General features: G+C 55.2%; 10 protein-coding genes. 5 read left to right on the plus strand and 5 right to left on the minus strand.

Annotated features, from left to right (window positions below):
* The 3 genes from BM131_RS17660 to BM131_RS17670 all read right to left on the minus strand — a co-directional run.
* A partial coding sequence (locus BM131_RS17660) for a transposase (RefSeq protein WP_139222692.1) occupies positions 1–231 on the minus strand: 231 nt, incomplete at its 3' end.
* Positions 232–334: 103 nt separating this feature from the next.
* Complete coding sequence (locus tag BM131_RS17665) at positions 335–1,087, minus strand: hypothetical protein (RefSeq protein ID WP_090191578.1); 753 nt, start codon at positions 1,085–1,087, stop codon at positions 335–337.
* Between the two features lie 15 nt (positions 1,088–1,102).
* A complete protein-coding gene (locus BM131_RS17670) occupies positions 1,103–1,588 on the minus strand; it encodes a putative pterin-binding protein (RefSeq protein WP_245754302.1) in 486 nt (161 codons plus the stop codon).
* A gap of 213 nt (positions 1,589–1,801) precedes the next feature.
* Here BM131_RS17670 and BM131_RS17675 point away from each other — a divergent pair, with 213 nt between their 5' ends.
* Positions 1,802–2,422 (plus strand): response regulator transcription factor, encoded by a 621-nt coding sequence (locus BM131_RS17675; RefSeq protein ID WP_090191579.1) that lies wholly within the window; start codon positions 1,802–1,804, stop codon positions 2,420–2,422.
* 226 nt (positions 2,423–2,648) lie between these two features.
* On the opposite strand, the gene BM131_RS17680 is transcribed toward BM131_RS17675, so the two are convergent.
* Positions 2,649–3,290 carry a response regulator transcription factor gene (locus tag BM131_RS17680; protein WP_175499441.1) on the minus strand — a complete coding sequence of 214 codons (642 nt, stop codon included), beginning with the start codon at positions 3,288–3,290 and terminating at the stop codon, positions 2,649–2,651.
* 2,325 nt (positions 3,291–5,615) lie between these two features.
* Positions 5,616–7,355 (minus strand): calcium-binding protein, encoded by a 1,740-nt coding sequence (locus tag BM131_RS17690; RefSeq protein ID WP_090191584.1) that lies wholly within the window; start codon positions 7,353–7,355, stop codon positions 5,616–5,618.
* A gap of 926 nt (positions 7,356–8,281) precedes the next feature.
* On the opposite strand from BM131_RS17690, the gene BM131_RS17695 reads away from it, so the two are divergent.
* From BM131_RS17695 to BM131_RS17710, 4 genes are all read left to right on the plus strand, one after another.
* Entirely contained in the window at positions 8,282–8,794 is a 513-nt protein-coding gene (locus BM131_RS17695) for a hypothetical protein (RefSeq protein ID WP_090191585.1), read from the plus strand.
* 60 nt (positions 8,795–8,854) lie between these two features.
* On the plus strand, positions 8,855–11,494 hold the full coding sequence (locus tag BM131_RS17700) for a beta strand repeat-containing protein (protein WP_245754303.1): 2,640 nt from the start codon (positions 8,855–8,857) through the stop codon (positions 11,492–11,494).
* Positions 11,495–11,599: 105 nt separating this feature from the next.
* Entirely contained in the window at positions 11,600–17,356 is a 5,757-nt protein-coding gene (locus BM131_RS17705) for a hypothetical protein (RefSeq protein WP_090191586.1), read from the plus strand.
* A gap of 211 nt (positions 17,357–17,567) precedes the next feature.
* A complete protein-coding gene (locus BM131_RS17710; RefSeq protein WP_090191588.1) occupies positions 17,568–18,272 on the plus strand; it encodes a lysozyme family protein in 705 nt (234 codons plus the stop codon).
* Positions 18,273–18,518: the final 246 nt, after the last annotated feature.

The raw sequence follows: 18,518 nt of genomic DNA on the forward strand, positions 1-18,518 counted from the left end.
CGATGTCGCCTCATCCAGCGTTTTCAGATATGCCCTGCGCCAGCCAAACAGTTGCGGCGGCGAAATCCCCAATCGACGCGCCAGCGCCGAAACATTGACATCCGGTGCCATGGCCGCGGCGACAGCCTGCGCCTTGAACTCATCAGACCAGCGACGACGCTCTCCGACGGGCGCACCGTCAAGACGTTCGACGACGGCTTCGATCAACTGAAAGCTACCATGCGTAGGCATAGGCGTAGGACTGGTCGTAGACATAAAACCCCGGCGCTTGCGTGAACGTCGCAAACCTACCAAGGAATAGGCCGCCCTTTAACCCACGGGGCTGCCTTGTCGCTTACACACCAAATATGTCCACGGCCGAACCATTGAAATCGCGGATAATGCCATGGTCGTCGAAAACGACAATTCCATCAAGAGACGCCCGCAGCGTCGTCGCCAGCCGAAGCTGGGTTTCATGTGCTTCAATCGACTTTCGCTTGAGGGTCCTTTTCTGACACCACAGCCGAAGGAACATTCCGACAAGTAAAATTGCAACGAGAACAACGATAAACGCGAGTATCCCGATCAGCCTGATAATTTTCTGGCGTTCGGCTTCTGAAATGTCGGCCGCTTGCGAACGAGATGTAATAGAAATTTGCCTCGGCAGGTCTTCAATTTCGACGAGCGCACGTTCGAAAATGTCAAGATCGGTCAAAAGACGCGCATTCCCTGCCTCGATCAAAGGCAGTTGACGGTCTAATATATCGCGCAAAAGGGTGATGTCCGGCTGCGACACCGTGTTGTTCTTTACCCGGCCCACGATGTCGGTGCGACTGTACAACATGTCGAAATGTTTGCGTAAATTATCTAGGTCCGCGTCAGTCCCAGAACGCGCCACTTCAATCGCACGCCGCGTCTTAAGATACTCAACTTCCAGCTGTGAAAAAACCCACGCCGCATTATCCTGCTGCGCACTTCCGATCGCTTGAATTTGGAACCAAACACTCGCCCCAATAGGCGCAGCGATGGATGTACCAACGACGATCGCTATGGCTGAAAAGTAGTTAGAAATCTTATATCTTGCCTGGGGCATGTATTCGCTAAACATCAGCTATCCTGCAAACTATCGATTTATTTCAAGGCGGTCTAACTGCCAGATTGAACGATTATATATCGTTTTGGTCTGATAGGCCCGATCACTGTCATATGGATAGACAATCCAAAGCGGCCCCTTCTCGCGGCGCAACATCGGTTGACCATTGTTAGAATATGCAACCACAGGCCCATTTTCGACGACATCCGATACCGGGATATCAACTGCATATTCATTGATTGCCGTGGCTTTGATTGTACCTTCCGTCACGCTTAACGAGTCCAACAATGCTTGAACTGCAACGCCTTCAAACACTTGCAGTCCATCTGTCCAGATTGTCGTCGTTTCAATGGTCGAAACCGGCAAGTCCTTTAGGTCATCCAAACTGAACTCGTGCCTGACCTCATCAACGGTTACCGTAAGTAGCACGTCCTGTGCGCTTGCAATCGTCGCATAGCCTGCCATACAAAACAGCGCGCCGATCGCCGTCGCATTCCAAATCCGTCCCATTTTCATTGATGCCCTTGGTGCTTTTTGGTTATTTATTAACCTTAGAGCTAAGCCCTTCGCTAAACGAGCGCCACGAAGGCTAGCTGTTATATACTGCCGTATAGTTAGCGGAAACAGCGAGTATACTCATGGTAAACACACGTTAAGGAGTGTTCTTTGTAGGTACCCTGTTGTAGCCTAACCAAACGATATTTGATTTCGGTCACGTGGAGGACTGCGATGCCCCTGAAAATTTTGATTGCCGACGACCATGACATGGTGCGCGAGACGATTGTCATGTTCCTAGACGCCGACGGCGCGACCGTTTCCCGCGCAGCGAGCACGCTGCAAGAGGCGCTGCAAATGATCGAAACCGACGGCCCGTTTGACCTGGTTCTTCTTGACTACACCATGCCCGGCATGAATGGATTAGAGGGATTGAAGACTGCTATAAAAGCCAATGGTGACAAGCCCGTAGGTCTTATCTCTGGCACCGCGACGCGTATCATAGCGGAACAGGCTTTGGCCCTTGGCGCGATCGGCTTTCTGCCAAAAACGCTTCCCGCAAAATCGCTCGTCAACGCCGTCCGCTTCATGGCCGCCGGTGAGACCTATGCCCCCGTCGACTTTATGTCTGGCAAAGATGATCCCGACGAAACCGATTTCGAAAAGGATCTGTCAGACCGGGAAAAGCAGGTCCTGCGCGGGCTTTTGAGTGCCAAATCCAACAAGGAAATCGCGCGCGATCTTGATCTTCAAGAGGTGACGATCAAGCTACACGTCAAGACGCTGTGCCGCAAACTCGACGCGCGGAACAGAACCGACGCTGCGATGATCGCCCGCAGCGCCCACTTTGTTTAACGTCACGGCTATGGATCGACAGTAGCATCAACGTCGCTTTTGCGTTCGTCGATGCCAGCTGGTTGATTTTTTCGTTTGTCATCAAGACCGTTTGGGCCTTTGCCATCGTCACGGTTTCAGCAAAGCGATGCCCGCTTCATGATCCGCCCTCCAGTGGGACCGGGCTCTGGCCAAAGGTGACCAGAGAGCCCCAAGGCTGTGGCCTGACTGGCTTTACGTCTTTACGCTAAACCAACTCTAGATCTTTTGCGATCATGCACGCATGGCTGCGGCTGCGGGCTTCGATTTTCAGAAAAATCGATTTCAAATGAACCTTGACCGTCGCTTCCGCAATACTAAGGAATTCCCCTAGTTTTTTGTTGCTGTGCCCCTCGCAAAGAAGCGCAAGCACATCGAACTCTCTTGGGGTTAAGCAACGGAATTGTTTAACATTATTGTTCGCATGATGCGATGTGTCTTCGAAAAACCGACCACCGGCCAGCATGATGCCAACGGCGTCAATGAAGCCACTTGGCCGAATGGACTTGCTGATAAAACCAGACGCACCCAGCAGGTTAGCCTTAGACGGCATGTTAAGCGATTCCGACGATGTTAAAAACGCTATGGGGGCGTCAGGCGCAGCATTTTTAATCTTATAGAAATTATCGAAATTTGACGCGTTTGGCATGTAATAATCAAGCAGGATCAAATCAAAATCCGGCAGCGCGTCTATTTTGCGGCAAGCTTCCTCTGATGTATTGGCAGAATCGACACTCGCCCCATATGTTGACAGATTGTAGATTATGATATCGCAAAACAATGCATGATCATCTATGGCGAGGATCCGTTTTCCTGACAGACCAGATATTTCCTGTGGAAATTTTGTCATTGCATTCATCTCGCACCTCAAAGGCAAACCTACTTCACCTATATGATTTACTTCTAGTCAGAGGTACCTTCATTAAGGTTACTCTCGGGTCAAAAAGGGATATAACAACTACTATTTAGATAAATATGATTGCGACCTCAAGAGTTGTGCGCAAATTTATTATTCTTTTATCGGATGATCCGAATCCCACTTTTGTAGGGTCCGTCGATCAAAGAGCAGCGCGGACCTGGGCACAGCTGTTCACATCGACTAATGGATTAAGCGACCTCAGCGAGGTCCCTAAAAGGACTAACATTAATCATAGTTGCTCAGCATATAACGCAGCGCAGAAACGCAACGGGCTGCTAACTATCTGAATAAATACTGTGAGGCGTTAAGTACCAATACTATTGGCGAGGGTCAGCATTTATAACGCTGACGGTCGTGGCCAACTATTTCTGGCTAACCAGAACAGTGCGGCATTAAAACGCACATCGCCAGACCAATGGCACCCTCTATTTACTTATGCTGGCGCTAGGACGCGGCCGGGTCGGTTCTGACCCTGAGCACCCTGCCCCGGCATTCGGTATCACCGGCGGTAAACAGCCTGTATCGACGTTCGCAGGACCGGTTGTGCCCTGACCCCTCATCCCGTGCAAAGGGAGACGATAAGTGACGAACTTTTACAATCGCGCGCTGGCGCAATTGGATCAGCTAAGATGGAAAGAGGCGCATCAAGAATTATAGCAGTTGCATAAATCAGAATGGGCTAGGATATTTCGCATGCGAGTCTCAAATATAGCTCTCAGGCTTCAAGTGCGCGGCGCGATCATCGATTACGACATCATGCCTCGCCTTGAAGTCCCAAGAACCGTAAGAAACAAACTTTCGCACAAGGGGAAACATTTCCCCCCGTCAATACATTGAAACCAGATTCAATCTTTGACACCATCATGTCGTCAACGCAGCGAAAACAAAGACCACCGCTGTTGGAATTAAGAAGTTTTTCGAACTGGCACCTGATCGATCGGGAACAACCATATCAATAACGGCATCCGACATCGAGGATCTACGCCCACGCGCCAATTTCCGAGGCCCGAAACGCTTTGGGTCAGTTAGGGAAGAGAGAGCTTTCAATCGGCCTTGCTGTGCAGCCATTCTATAGTCGTTCATTTTAGTGCGCTCCTATTTCAACCAAACCTTACTTAGTTAAGATACACCTAAAGTTATAAATTTTAGGAGTCGCCAAAAGCATCCATAACGGCAGCAAAAGTATCCAACTATATCCCTTCGGGTTAGGTGGCCTCTACTTTCGAACCTTGCACAGCAATTATTCGCATCAGATCAGGCGCTTCATCGAAATTTACGCTGCTGCGCAAATCTAGCGGTGGAATCGCGTCGAGAATCCGAAGTGGCCGCTGATGCGCACAAGCGATCCGACATGCCTCACCAACAAGCGCACGCACGGAAGACCTATGATGAAGCCCTGAAGCGCCGGGCGCAGTGTCGGTCTGATGCGATACAGAAATGACGTAGCGCGCCATTCCTTCCCGAAAGACAGGCAGACCGCAGATTTTGCGTAGCAGGCAACGCCACCAAAGCGTCAGCGCGATGATTTGCCCGGCGAATGCCATTAAGAGCTGATTGGCCGACACCTGACGCCAGCATACGGTCCCGGCGCATCGGCTGACCACTCTCATGCTTGGCAAGAAAACGGGTGTCAGATCAAGAGCGTCACTTCACGTGTTTATGCTCCAATCAGCGAGTCTGGCTCCAGTTTAACTGCGGCATCGACGAACAAACTTGGGGTAGCAGAGTGGTCGCGGGTTCGGGTCGCAGGCTGCGTGATGCACCGTTGTTACCGAATCCGCCTGGTCAGATCCCGAGTGATCTGCAGATTGGCAACGTGCCCGCGGTGCAGCCACTTCCGGGCAGTACTTCGGACCAGTGGCAGTCACGACCTCATTCCGCTACGTAAGAGTGCCGAGCCGTAGAACCCGCGTCTAGCCTAGGCCGCCGCCGGAAATGCGGTTTTCAGCGCGTCGACAAATCTAGGCAAGGCGAGAAATTCAGGCAAGACGAAATGGCGGAACGAAAGGGGTGACCACCGCCGGAGCTGCGTCAAGCCAAAGATACATAGCAGGAAACGATTGGTCTGTAATTGACAGGCCGTGAGGATTTTAGCGCGCGTCGCGGTCATGAATGGCGACACGGCGCTGGCCATAGCCGTCAAAAAACCGCAGCGCGTCTGAGGAAATGGAGAACAGTTCAGCAGCCGATTTATGCAGTAGATTTCGTGAGTTTTATTGGCCGATTGCTGCAATCAGCATATTGCAGAACCTATCACTAATGGAAAAGAAAATTTTCAGCCTCACAGAAGTTAGACCAGGTCATTGTATCGTCGACATCCACGAGCATACGTTCATTCGTCTCAATGACATTGACCGTAAAGTACAAATTCCCATCAATTGTTGTGGACCAAACACTAATATCATCTATCGATTTGACTTGACCATAGCCGACGAAGTCAATGATGTCAGAGCCCACAGTGAAATCCGTTATCACGTCAAGCTGGCTGTTTTTTTGAGCCCAAGTTCCATTCAAATCGTCCCAATCCACCATATCGCCGTTTTTGAAATCGAAGACATCAGCGCCAGCGCCACCTGACAGGATATCTGCCCCCATACCACCAGAAATCCGATCGTTACCGCTTTGGCCGTACAAAACATCGCGTCCCATACCACCAAAAAGTTGGTCATTTCCGTCGCCGCCGACGAGCCGGTCGTTGCCAAAATTACCAAAGACAATGTCATTACCGTGCACACCCAACACGACATCGTTTCCATTTCCGCCGTAAAGGCGGTCATCATGGCCCCCGCCATAGATATGATCGTTGCCGTTGCCTCCAGCTATTCTATCTGCGCCGTATCCACCAACGATTCTGTCATCGCCATCCTGTCCAACTAGAAGATCTGCAGAATTTCCACCATAAATTCTGTCATTGCCAGAACCACCATAAATCCGATCATTTCCGCCGCCACCGCCTAATATGTCAGCGCCTTGGCCTCCCAACAGCAAGTCGTTACCATTCTGGCCGAGTAATATGTCATTGCCGTTACCGCCAAAAAGGCGATCACCGTTCGCGCCACCATCTAGATAGTCGTTTCCGCCATCACCATTTAGTATATCGGAACCGGAACTGCCAAATAGCTTATCGTTGCCGTTATTCCCGATCAGTAGGTCGTTTCCATTAGCCCCAACAATGACATCATCATGCAGCCCGCCGTCGATCCTATCATTGCCGTTGCCGCCAAAAAGCTTGTCGGAACCTGTGCCGCCATTTAAAATATCGTTACCATCTTCACCATATACGGTATCGTTGCCGCTGCCCCCCCAAATCTGATCATTGCCTTGGTACCCGCGCACAAAGTCATCATTCAAACCTGCAGCAATCAGATCATCCATTCCGGTCCCTACAATTCTTTCAAGAACGTCGGATGTATTCACGTCAACATCGTTAATTGTTATGCCGTTGGTCGCGGCAATCCCCGTAGGCACAACGTTTTGCGGGTCGACATATGGAACGGTCTTGAGTTTTGAAAAATCAGGAAGCTGAGCTCTACTAATAAAATGGCTTTCCTGAGCGCCCGAGTTTGCACCCCCATTGTTGTTCATATCGACGCGAGCGCCTTCGAATGCGTAAAAGATGCTCCCTCCCGCAGGGGTGGTGATGAGGATCCACTGCTGCGGCTGCGATCCTGCATCGTTGTGAGCGCCATTAAACTCAACAATGCGCACGTTTGCCGGAAGGTTATTTAGATCAATGGCCTGGCCTTCGATCCGAAGTGTATCTCTTTGTGAATCGAAATCCTCGATCCGGCCGACAATGACGCTTGAAACTTCATTGATGTTCTTGAAGTTAATCGTGTCGTTTCCACTTCCCGTCCTTACATGGTGGCCGTGTGAAAAACTTGTTATTTTTGAAAACTGCAGGTTATCCCAATTATTCTGATCCCGGCTTCCGCTGGCATCAAATGTATGAATCTGTCCAGTTCCATTTTGCGCGATATGCGTTCTTGTCAACATTATAGGCACCCCACCTAGTTTATCTCAAAGCAATCAATTAAAATTTATAATATGATTGCTATATTCAAAGTTGGCCTGCAGGGCGGGGATAAGAGGAAACCGCCATGTAATTCAAGCTGTGCTTATGCGTAATCAATCTAAATTTTTAGAGGTAGTGCTTCACGCGGATAGAGCCGGCCTGATATTGACTACTCGCCTATACAGAAGAATAGCGGCTGCGTCCGAATGGGGACTGCGTTTCGGCTTTCCCCTCAACCAAGTCAGACATCGGGGCGTCCGTAACATGAAGCTTTGGGATGCGTCCTCAGGCAGCGTCGCTACGAGACGGTCATGTCAAAAGTCCCTAGCATAAAGGCCCTGATGCTGCGGCACTGTGGATCTGGCGCGGCACCGATCTATCGCCTGAAAGCGCCGCCTGGCTTGCCTGCCGCAACTCTGGGACCTCGTCATCCCAGCGCAGCGTCTCTTATTCAGTGCCCAAATGCTTGGTCAGCGTAATTCAGTACTGACGCCCTGGACGCGTTATGATTGGCGCAAGCATATGAAACGATGCTCTTTAGTCCGCCCGAGTTCTTGAGAATAAAGGATGGCATTAACATGTGTTGCCGACACAGACACCTTGCAGTGCCGTGCGTTAATTCAGCGCACCCCACTTTTGGGCGCTGAAAATAGAATCGAAAACTTGAGGAAGCTGAAAAACGCGCCGATCCGGTCGAGTTCTACGTCTCAATATATGTAGAGCCATATTCCATCAGATAGCAAGCCTATACGAAAGCATATCGAGCGATCTTCCGGGTGCCATTTATACCTTATTGCACGAGTGCGATTTATTAAAATTCTCTTCAATGTTCAATCAACGTCTCGTGATCAGAGCGCGTGTTTTGAAACTGCCGGCATGTTGACCCGGCCTGAATGGAAGAAAATTTATGCTTATTCCCATTTCACAAATGACGCGGGCGACTGTTGCTGCCGCGGTTTTGTCGGTGATCGGCTTTGCAGCCTCTGCTGATGCTTTGTCTAGTACGTTCGCGTTCGTCGTCGTCGAAAAGAACGATGCCGGTGTCGAAGAGCTTGTCGCGCGCAACACTGTGCGGCCGGGCGAAGTCATTCAGTACCAACTGAACCACGAGAACATGACCGACGAGGACATGGCCGGCATCGTTGTCGCAGCGCCAGTTCCCGAAGGGGTGACCATCACGCTGGGCAATCAGACAACGTCGATCAACGCGGTTTTTGAAGTGCAGGCGGACCTAGACCCCGAACTGGACGGCCTTGAATGGTCAACGCTGCCAGCGGTTCGGATGGTTGCAGGTCCCGACGGCGTCCTGCGCGAAGAACCTTTGCCAGAGACAGAGATCGCGTCGGTCCGTTGGACATACTCCGATCCCCTCGAAGCGGGCAAATCCGCGGTCAACACATACCGCGTTCGCGTCAACTAAACCACCGCGCCTCCTTTAGCGGGGCTTCCCCCACTTAAGTAGATATAAGGAAATAACGAAGTGTCTTATCAATCCCTGTTTATGCGATCGGCCAGCGTCGCCGCTTTCGGCGCAGCCATCGGTACGGCGGCTTTTGCAGCATCGCCAGAAGCCGGATCTGTCATCGGCAACCAAGCCGTTGCCACCTATACCAATGCCGCTGGCGACACGATCACCGTGACATCGAACACGGTCGAAACGATCGTCCAGCAGGTCGCTGGCGTGACGCTGACGTCCGATAATACGGAAACCATCGCGCCGGGTGGTAAGGCCTTCCTGCCGCACATCATCACCAACGAAGGCAACGGCGCAGACAGCTTTTCGCTGACCGCAGTAGAGGCGAACACTGGCACGCTGAACACCTCGCAGCTGGTGTTCTATCCTGACGCCAACATGGACGGCGTGGCCGACAGCGCGACACCGCTGAATTCTACCCCCGTTCTGGCCCCGGGCGAGCAGTTCGGCGTCGTGATCGAGGCCACCGTTGCGTCCAATGCCACTGGTACAGACACCATCACAATCACGGCGACATCCGCACTGGATGGCACAGAGCTGGCTACCAACACCGACACCCTGACGATTTCGAACGGTGCCATTGTCGAGCTGGTCAAATCGATGGTCGCTGACGCGGCATCGGGCGGAAACCCAAGCATCGTTGATGCGGGCGACACCGTGACTATCACGCTGACCTATTCCAGCACCGGTCTGGCCGCTGCGAATAACTACGTGGTGCAGGACGTTCTGGACGGCAACCTGACCTACGTGCCCGGTTCTGCGCGTTGGTCGGACTCTGCCACGCCGCTGGATGACAACAACGGCTCTACCGTCGTTGATGCCAGCAATGGGTCGAGTGAAACGATTGCGTGGGATTTTGACGACGCGCAGACCGTAAACTTTAACCTGTCGTCCGTCGGGTCGGGTCGGTCCGGCAGCGTGACATTCCAAGCCGTTGTTGCTTCTACTGCTGACGCAGGCATCATCCCCAACACCGCAACGCAAGAGGTGAACGGCGCGGCCTTCCCGCCGTCGAACACTGCTTCGATCAATGTTGATAGCACATTTAGGGTTGCCGTTGCGGATACGGCCATCAATTCAGACTTGACCATAAACGGTGCCGTTGCATCGGCGACCGATGACGATACCGCCGGCAACGATGTCGTATTGGAAACCGGCGACGTCTATCAGGGCGGCGTGATCCGTCAGGAATTCGTGCTGACCAACCTGTCGAACCAATCCGACAGCCTGTCGCTACAGGTCGCTAACGTCGATTTCCCTGATGGCACCACCTTCCGCTTTGTCGGCGCTGACGGGATTACCCCGATTGTCGGCTCTGTCGGGCCGCTCGCCGTTGGCGCAAGCGCTACGGTCACCTTGATCGCGACCCTGCCGACGGACGTGACACCGACCGCGACCACAAACTACACCGCGGTCATCTCGACGATCTCTGATGCTTCTGGTGTCACTGACATCTCGACCGCTGAATTCAGCGGTGAAGTTCTGGCGGCCGCGGTCGACCTAGAGAACGATGTTGTTGGCTCCGAAGGCGACGGCGCGGCACCGACTAACGGTATCTTGCCTTGGGTCACCACCACCACTGACCCAGGTCAGCCGGTCACTTATGACATGGTCGTCCAGAACGACGGCCCTGTGTCGGACAGCTACAACCTGTCGCTGGCTCAACCCCTTCCAACGGGTTGGACGTATGAGTTCCGCGACGCCGACGGCAATGTCGTGACCAACACCGGCACGATCCCCGCAGGCGGCAGCACGACATTCCAAGTTGTCGTCACGCCACCCGATGATGCGCTTCCGGGCGATACGCTGGTCGATATTGCGCTGACCTCTTCTGTGTCGGGTCAGGGCGACCGGATCGTGAACCAAGTCACGGTGAACGAGATCTACGACGTGCAGATCATCGACGACCAAACCGCGCAGGCAGCACCGGGCGGCATTGTCGAAATCACCCACACTGTCACCAATAAAGGTAACGTTGCCATCACCGAGGGCGCGATCAATGATAGCGGCCTTACCAACTTCTCTGGTGCGATTTTCTGGGATGCCAACGGGAACGGTGTGATTGATCCGACCGAACCAGTCATCGACAACTTCAACGATCTGACGAACGGCGTTTCTGCTGGGGTCAATGGTTTGGCACCTGGCGACAGCATCACGCTGATCTACCGCGTACAGACCCCGTCCACCAGCACGGCAGGTGTCACTGAAAACGGCACAATCACCGTGGCGACATACCTCAATGGCGGGTCGGCGACAGATGTCCATGCCAGCGACAACGCGGTCGAGGACCGGATCACCATCATCTCTGGCGACATGACACTGAACAAGTATCAGTACATCGATGCCAATTGTGACGGCACGGTCGGTACCTTCACCAAAACCCGTCAGGACGTCGATCCCGGTCAGTGCATCCGCTACTTGGTCGAGGGCGAAAACACCGGCTCGTCGGCAGCAGACAACGTCACCATCTTTGATGCGGCGCCTGCCTATACCGCGATCACAAACTGTAGCAATGCCTGCGGCGAAACCACCTTCCCTGCAGGAAGCACCGCGGCTGCGACCTCGACAAACATCTCGAGCGATCACGGGACGGTCCTGCCCGGCGGGTTTGCCCGGTTGGAGTTCACCGTTCAGGTGAGCAACTAAGCGAACCCAAGGCACCCCCCTAAGACACTGTCCCCCCAGACGTCGGGGGGGGTGCCCACTTTTCCCTATTTCTTTGACACTCGGTATCCTTCCAGGAGCAGGTTTATGCGCAAATTCATTCAATCAGCCGGCTTCCGCGCTATGACACTCCTGCGAACCGCAGCACTGATGCTGATCTTGTTGTCAAATGCAGCCCTGTTTTCTGCGGCCGCGATGGCAAGCCCCGTACCCGGCGGCACAATCATCCGCAGCATCGCCAACGCGACATATTTCAACACCGCCCTTGGCATGGTTGAAACCGTGCAGTCTAACCGCGTCGAGGCAATCGTCATGTCGGTGCCCGGCCTATCAGTTGCGGGATACTCTGCACTGCTGATGACCCGCGGTAGCATCGCGCAGTATTATTTCGATGTCGTCAATTCCGGCAATGTGACGCTGAACGCGCTGATGCACGTCGAAGACCAGCTTGGCGCATCCATGATGGGCGGCGGGCAGCTTGTCGCTGACCTAAACGGGAACGGCATCATTGATGGCAACGAGCGGTCCATCAACCTTGCGCTGCCCATGAAATTGCTTCCCGGACAGCGGTTGCAACTGATTTACGAATTCCGCGTCTCGACCAATACCGTTTTGGGCGACGCCATGCGGTCGGCCCTTATCGTCACAGCAACGGTTGACGGCGACCCGAATGCCACAGCGCCGGTCCAAGGGACAGCGCAAGGCATCACGACCATCGTTTCCGGCGCGCTGACGATCACGAAATCCCAAGTCGTGCGCGACAACGATCATATCACGCAGCTTGATTACACCCTGCGGGTGCGCAACAATTCAGAACAAGCGGTCCCCAAGTATGATAGCATCGACGGCGCACCCCTGCGCATTGATGGCACCCAGCGCGCAGGCATTTTAGTGCGCGACGTCATGCCATTGAACACCGTTTTTGCCGGCATCGCCGATGCGGGCGGCATGGAGGCATTGTATCACCGCGCAGGCGATCCCCAGCATGACTACCTGACGCAGCAGCCTGCTGTCGCGGCCGATATCGACGCCGTGGCGTTCTTTATGGCTGATGACTATGACATCGGTCAGTCGCGGGACCCGTCCTTTACGGTCAACGTCCCAAAGCCGCTTGGCGATGTAGAGGTTGCAAACACAGCCACGACCTATCTAGAGGAAGACGGCCAAAGCCTGACGCTGTCATCCAACACCACCTTTTATGATCGCACAGGCTCTGGCGCTGGCGCGCTTCGTTTCGAATATCCAGACACCGCGACCGACCAAATCTATGGCACTGCGGGCAGCGACACTCGCCTGCGCGTCACGTCTGGCAGCTGTAACCTGTCTGGGGACGCCGATCTTGTCACGATCACAGTGCGCAGCGCGCTGACCGGCGACATCGAAAACCTGACCGCCACCGAAACTGGCCCAAACACCGGCGTGTTCCTGACCGCTGCGCTGCCCCTGGCCCGCATGGACCCAAGCCGCGCTGGCGACGGTGTGATGGCGACCACGCCGGGCGATACGCTGTTCGCAACAGCCGAGTGCGGCGGCGTGCTGCTGGACGACGAACTGCTGATCGATCCGGGCAACTTCTTGTTCAACTCTGTCACCAATGACGCGATCGAAGGCGTCGAAATCGTGCTGGTCAATGCGGCGACCGGGGCCACTGTCCTGCGCAGCAATACGGACGAGCGCGGCTTCTTTTCGCTGGGTCAGATTGCGGCGGGCCGCTACCGCTATGAGGTGCTGAATGCGCCGGCTTGGATTTTTCCGTCGGTCCGTATGGATTTCACGGGCTTTCGCAAGACCGTCACAAGCGCCGGGTTTGGTAACCTGTTTACCCACGCGGGCGGCATGGTTCATGTGTCCGATATCCCCGTTGATCCGTTTTACGGCGCGCCCCTGTCCTTGGACAAAAACGCCAACACGGACACCGTCACACAGGGCGAATTTGTGACCTATTCGCTGGGTTTCACCAACAACATGCACCAGGCCCTGATCGGCGCAGAGCTGCTGGACCGCCCTGCGCGCGGCGTGATGCTAGTGCCCGGATCGGTTCTGCTGAACGGTACCGCCCTGCCCGATCCCGTCGATGCGCAAGGCGGCGATCTGCTGTTCGACCTTGGCACGCTAGAGCCGCTGTCCAATCACGAGCTGACCTACGTCATGCGCTTTACCGCAGCCGCAGTTGAGGGCCGCAATGAAAACACGGCCGTCCTGTCGGGCCGCCAAGCGGGCACTGGCACGCTGCGCCAATCCCCGGTGGCCCGCGCAATGGTGCGCCTGAACAATTCGGGCGGCGTCTTTGCCCGCGAAGGCACGGACATTGGATCTGTGTTTATGGATTGCGACGGCGACGGCATCCGCGGCGACATCACCGAACCGGGCATTCCCGGCGTCAGGATCGTCACCCAAGAAGGCCTGTCCGTCGTGACCGATATCGACGGCAAGTATTCGCTGTTCGGCCTGCGCCCCGTCACCCACGCCTTTTTGGTGCAGGACGAAACCTTGCCCATCGGTACCGCTGTGACCGTCACGCGCACAAATGACCTGATGCGCGGCGGCTCTCGCCTGATCCCGCTGCGCAAGGGCGAGCTGCGCGCCGAACACTTCGCCGTTGCGGACTGTACGCCAGAGGCGATGGTTGAGGTCGCAAAGCGCCGCACGCATTTTGACGAAGCGGCAGGGATCAACACGCTGACCGCGTCCGATCTGCCAATCACCAGCCAAGGCGCGCCCGTGCGCTCCTCTCGCGGGGAACAGGGCATTGCGACCACGACGCAGTTGACCACTGGCATGCTGGATGCAGAGCAAGAAGCACGCGAAGATGTGGCCACCAAAGCCGAAGCCATCGCACGCCGCGAGCCTTTGGACGCGATGATCCGCACGCTGAATTCAGAGCCGGGCTTTATCGACCTTCAGGACGGCCAAACCGTTGATCGCAGTACCCAGAACATCCGCGTCAAAGGCAAGGCTGACCTGACCCTTGCGCTGGCGCTGAATGGCCGGCCGCTGGGGGCCGACCGTGTCGGCCAGCGCACCAGCTGGGAGGCAAATAACGTCCAAGCCGCAGAATTTATCGCGGTCAAACTGGACCCCGGCAAAAACACCTTGGCCCTGATCGGCAAAGACGGCTTTGGGATCGAACGTGTCCGCACCGAGATCACTCTGATCGCACCCGGCGCACCCGCAAAGTTCGAAATCATCATGCCAGAAACGGCCTCTGCCTCTCCGGTGTCGATCGTTCCGGTTGTTGTGCGGGTGCTGGACGCACGCGGCATGCCGGTTCCGGCCTCTGGCACGGTGACACTGGATGCGCGCATGGCCTTGTGGGACGTGACCGACATTCGCCCCGGCACCCCCGGCGTGCAGGCCTACCTTGATAACGGCGAAGCCACCTTTGGCCTGATCCCGCCGCAAGTTTCTGGCACCGACCGTATCACTGTGACGGGGAACTTTGGCACAGCCGAAGCGACCATCGCCTTTACGCCCAACCTTGACGAACGCATTCTGATCGGCGTGATTGAGGGTGCCGTGTCCTTGGGGGGCAACGATATTCCACTGCTACCCAAAGATCGGTTCAGCAGCTTCGAGGATACGGCGACCGGCCTGCGCGGCGAAGTGTATCTGAAAGGCGCAATTCGCGGCGACGCCCTGCTGACCCTGCGCTACAGCTCTGACCGCGACACCGAAGACCGCCTGTTCCGCGACATTCGCGGCGACGAATACTACCCCGTGTACGGCGACAATTCCGAACGCGGGCAGGATGCACAATCGTCCAGCAATTTGTTCGTCAAAGTTGAAAAGGGCCGCTCTTATATCCTTTACGGCGATATCGCGATCGAGCCTGAATCCAGCGCGCTGCGCCTTGACGGCATGCGCCGCGTGACCACCGGTGCCAAGGCGCATTGGGAAAACGACAAGGTGTCCGTCACCGTCTTTGGTGCCCGCACAGCGCAACAGCAGCGCGTGCAAGAAATCCGCGGACGCGGTGTGTCTGGCCCCTATGACATCGACTTGGGCGATTATGTCCAAGGCTCTGAACGGGTCGAAATTCTGGTCCGCAATGAGCGCGGCGGCGATATCCTGACCACAACCGCCATGCGCCGCGGCACCGACTATGTCCTTGATTTCTTTCGTGACACGCTGACCTTTAACGCGCCTGTCCGTCAGTTCGACCTGGACGGAAACCCCGTATCAATCCGCATCACCTATGAGACATCGGAAGCCGGAGCAGAGCGCTATTGGCTGTATGGCGGCGAAGTGAACTATGCCGTCAGCGACCAAATCACAGTTGGCGCGCGCGCTGTGCATGCGGATGCCCCTGCGGGCAATCCGGCTGATGAACGCATCCAGTCTGGCTACATCCGCCATGAAGGCGAAAATGGCGGCGTATTTGAGGCCGAGCTGGCCCGATCAGAGAACGCACGCGGCCAAGTCGATAACGCGGCGCGCCTGTCGTACGACCTGCAGACGGAGTTTCATCGCCTCAGCTTTGAGGCCATCCACACTGGCAAAAACTTTAACGCCAGCGGCGGTCTGGCCCGTCCCGGCACCACACAGGTTCGCCTAAGTTATGGGTATGACATCGACAAAAACAGCGACCTTGTCATCGGAGCCGACTTTGTCCGTGACCGGATCAATGACCTCGACCGCCTGACGCTGGAAGCGATCTATTCGCGCCAGATCAACAAACGGCTGCGGGGCGACATCGGTTTGGAATATCGCCACGACCAAAACGGCGCGACGACCGAGGCAGGCACCGCCATCATCCTTGGGGCGCATTGGACCCCCCTTGGCCGCGATAACACCGTGATCGAAGCTGAATTGCGCCAGCCCCTGAACATTGGCGGCGATCAACCGACCGAACTGACCCTTGGCCTGTACCGAGAGGCCGCACTAGGCTGGCGCGTATTTAACGAGGTCGAGCTTCAGTTTGGCGACGATATCGTCATGCCCCGGTCCACGCTTGGCTTTACCTTTCAGATGAACAAATGGCTGTCCGGCCGGACCGAATTCAGCCGCGGTGCCAATGAAACGGATACGACCCTGAACCAAGGGCTGTCGGCGCAGTTCAAGCTGAATTCGTTAACGACGCTGAACATGGGCATCGAACATTCCCGCCTGCTGGACGCAGAAGAGGCGAAGATGACCAGCCTTGCGATCGGGGCCAAATGGGGCTCTGACGAGACCGATTGGGTGGGTGACGCCGATTTCGACACCACCTTTGAAAAATCCGGCACCACCTATTACGGCAACTTGGGGCTGGCGGGGCAGATCACACCTGATCTGACCGTGCTTGGCCGGACCCGCATCGCCGTCGACAACCGCAACGGCCAAAACCGCCAACGTGTGCGGACCCGCGTCGGTGCCGCCTACCGCCCCCTGACCGACCCCCGGCTAGAGGTTCTGGCGTGGTACGAGCATCGCCTTGAAAAGCTACACAATACGACCAAAAGCCACCTGTGGTCGGTTGATGCAAGCTATGAGGTTGATGCCGACCTGCGGGTGAATGGTAAATATGCCGGGCAGCACCAGTCGATCGAGCTTACCAACACCTTTGCCACATCGTTGACGCAACTGGTTCAAGCCGGCGCAAACTATGAATTTGGCGGTGATCGGTTCCAGATTGGCGTGAACGGGGCGTATCTGTGGGATGATACCAACAGCGCGACCTGGGGTCTTGGGGCCGAATTCGGGTTCGTCCCGGCCAAGGGCACGTTGCTTGCGCTGGGATACAACCTGACGGGCAGCCAACTGCCGCAGCAGGATGCGCTTTATCAAAAAGGGCTGCATCTGCGCTTTGATCTTTTGCTGGACAACTCTCTTTGGGACCAGCTTGACGGATTCCTTGGCGACTAGGGGGCGCTGGTCATCAAGGAAGGGCCGCGCCGCATGCGCATGTGCGGCGCGGCCCGCTTACTTTCGCCCATGCGTCCACGCGGGCATCATGTTCGCAAAAGGATGATCCACCTATCCTTATTCTCTGGCAACTGACCGGTTGTGCAAATGAACATACCGGCGAAATAGGCCAATATAGCTTCAACACAGACTAAGTTGATGGAGAGTTCCAATGCATAAAATTGCAGTCGCTGCCGCGCTTTCAATTTTACCACTCTTCGCCCCGCAGGGGGCGCAGGCTGAATTTAATTCCTTATCTGAATTTACGATATCGACAAAAAATGTATTCAACTATGACGTTCGCCCCTATATGCCGCAGGACGCCGTACGTCTAAGCGCAGGAACGATCACCGAAGCATCGTACCAGCGCCCCCGCGATGCGTTTATTGACGGCAAATCCGCCCCGGCAACCAATCTGAAACACCTGATCGGTTGGGCTGAAGCAGGGCGCAATGGTTATGACGCGGTGCAACATGGCGCACGGATCGGGCCGAACAAACGCCCGACTCAGATGACGATCGGTCAAATAAAGCAATGGATCAGAGCAACACCCGGTCAGCCCCATGCGATTGGCCGCTATCAGTTTATTCCCGCCACGCTTGATACCCTCGTGCGTGAAATCGGGTTTAGCGCCAACACGGTCTTCACCGCCGACGTGCAGGATCGCCTGGCCGATCTGTTGCTTGAGGACGCAGGCTACAGCCTTTTTGTTGATGGTAAAGTCAGCCGCCACCAGTTCATGGATAATTTGGCAAAGATTTGGGCGGGTTTTCCGACCTCGACCGGCAGGTCGTTTTATCACGGCTATGCAGGAAACTATGCCACCATCAGCTGGAACGAATTTGATCATCACATGGCGAGCATTTTCAAACAGTAAATCGAAATTCAGCTTTTGGATTGGCGCTTCCTTGAATTTCCCAATTCATGCATAAAGCGGCGTGGATTGCACTTTAGGGCGCGGACCATGTAATCGGCTGAAGCGTACACATCCTGTATGCCCCCCCTTCCCGCACGAAAGACGGGTCTAGGCACCGCTTTCGCGCGATCTGGCTCGATTGCTGATCCAGATCAACGACCATATCGCGGCTTGCTGGCACGTTTAGGGTGAACCCGATGCGGAGCC

It is taken from the genome of Loktanella salsilacus (assembly GCF_900114485.1).
GTDB classification, from domain to species: Bacteria; Pseudomonadota; Alphaproteobacteria; order Rhodobacterales; family Rhodobacteraceae; genus Loktanella; species Loktanella salsilacus.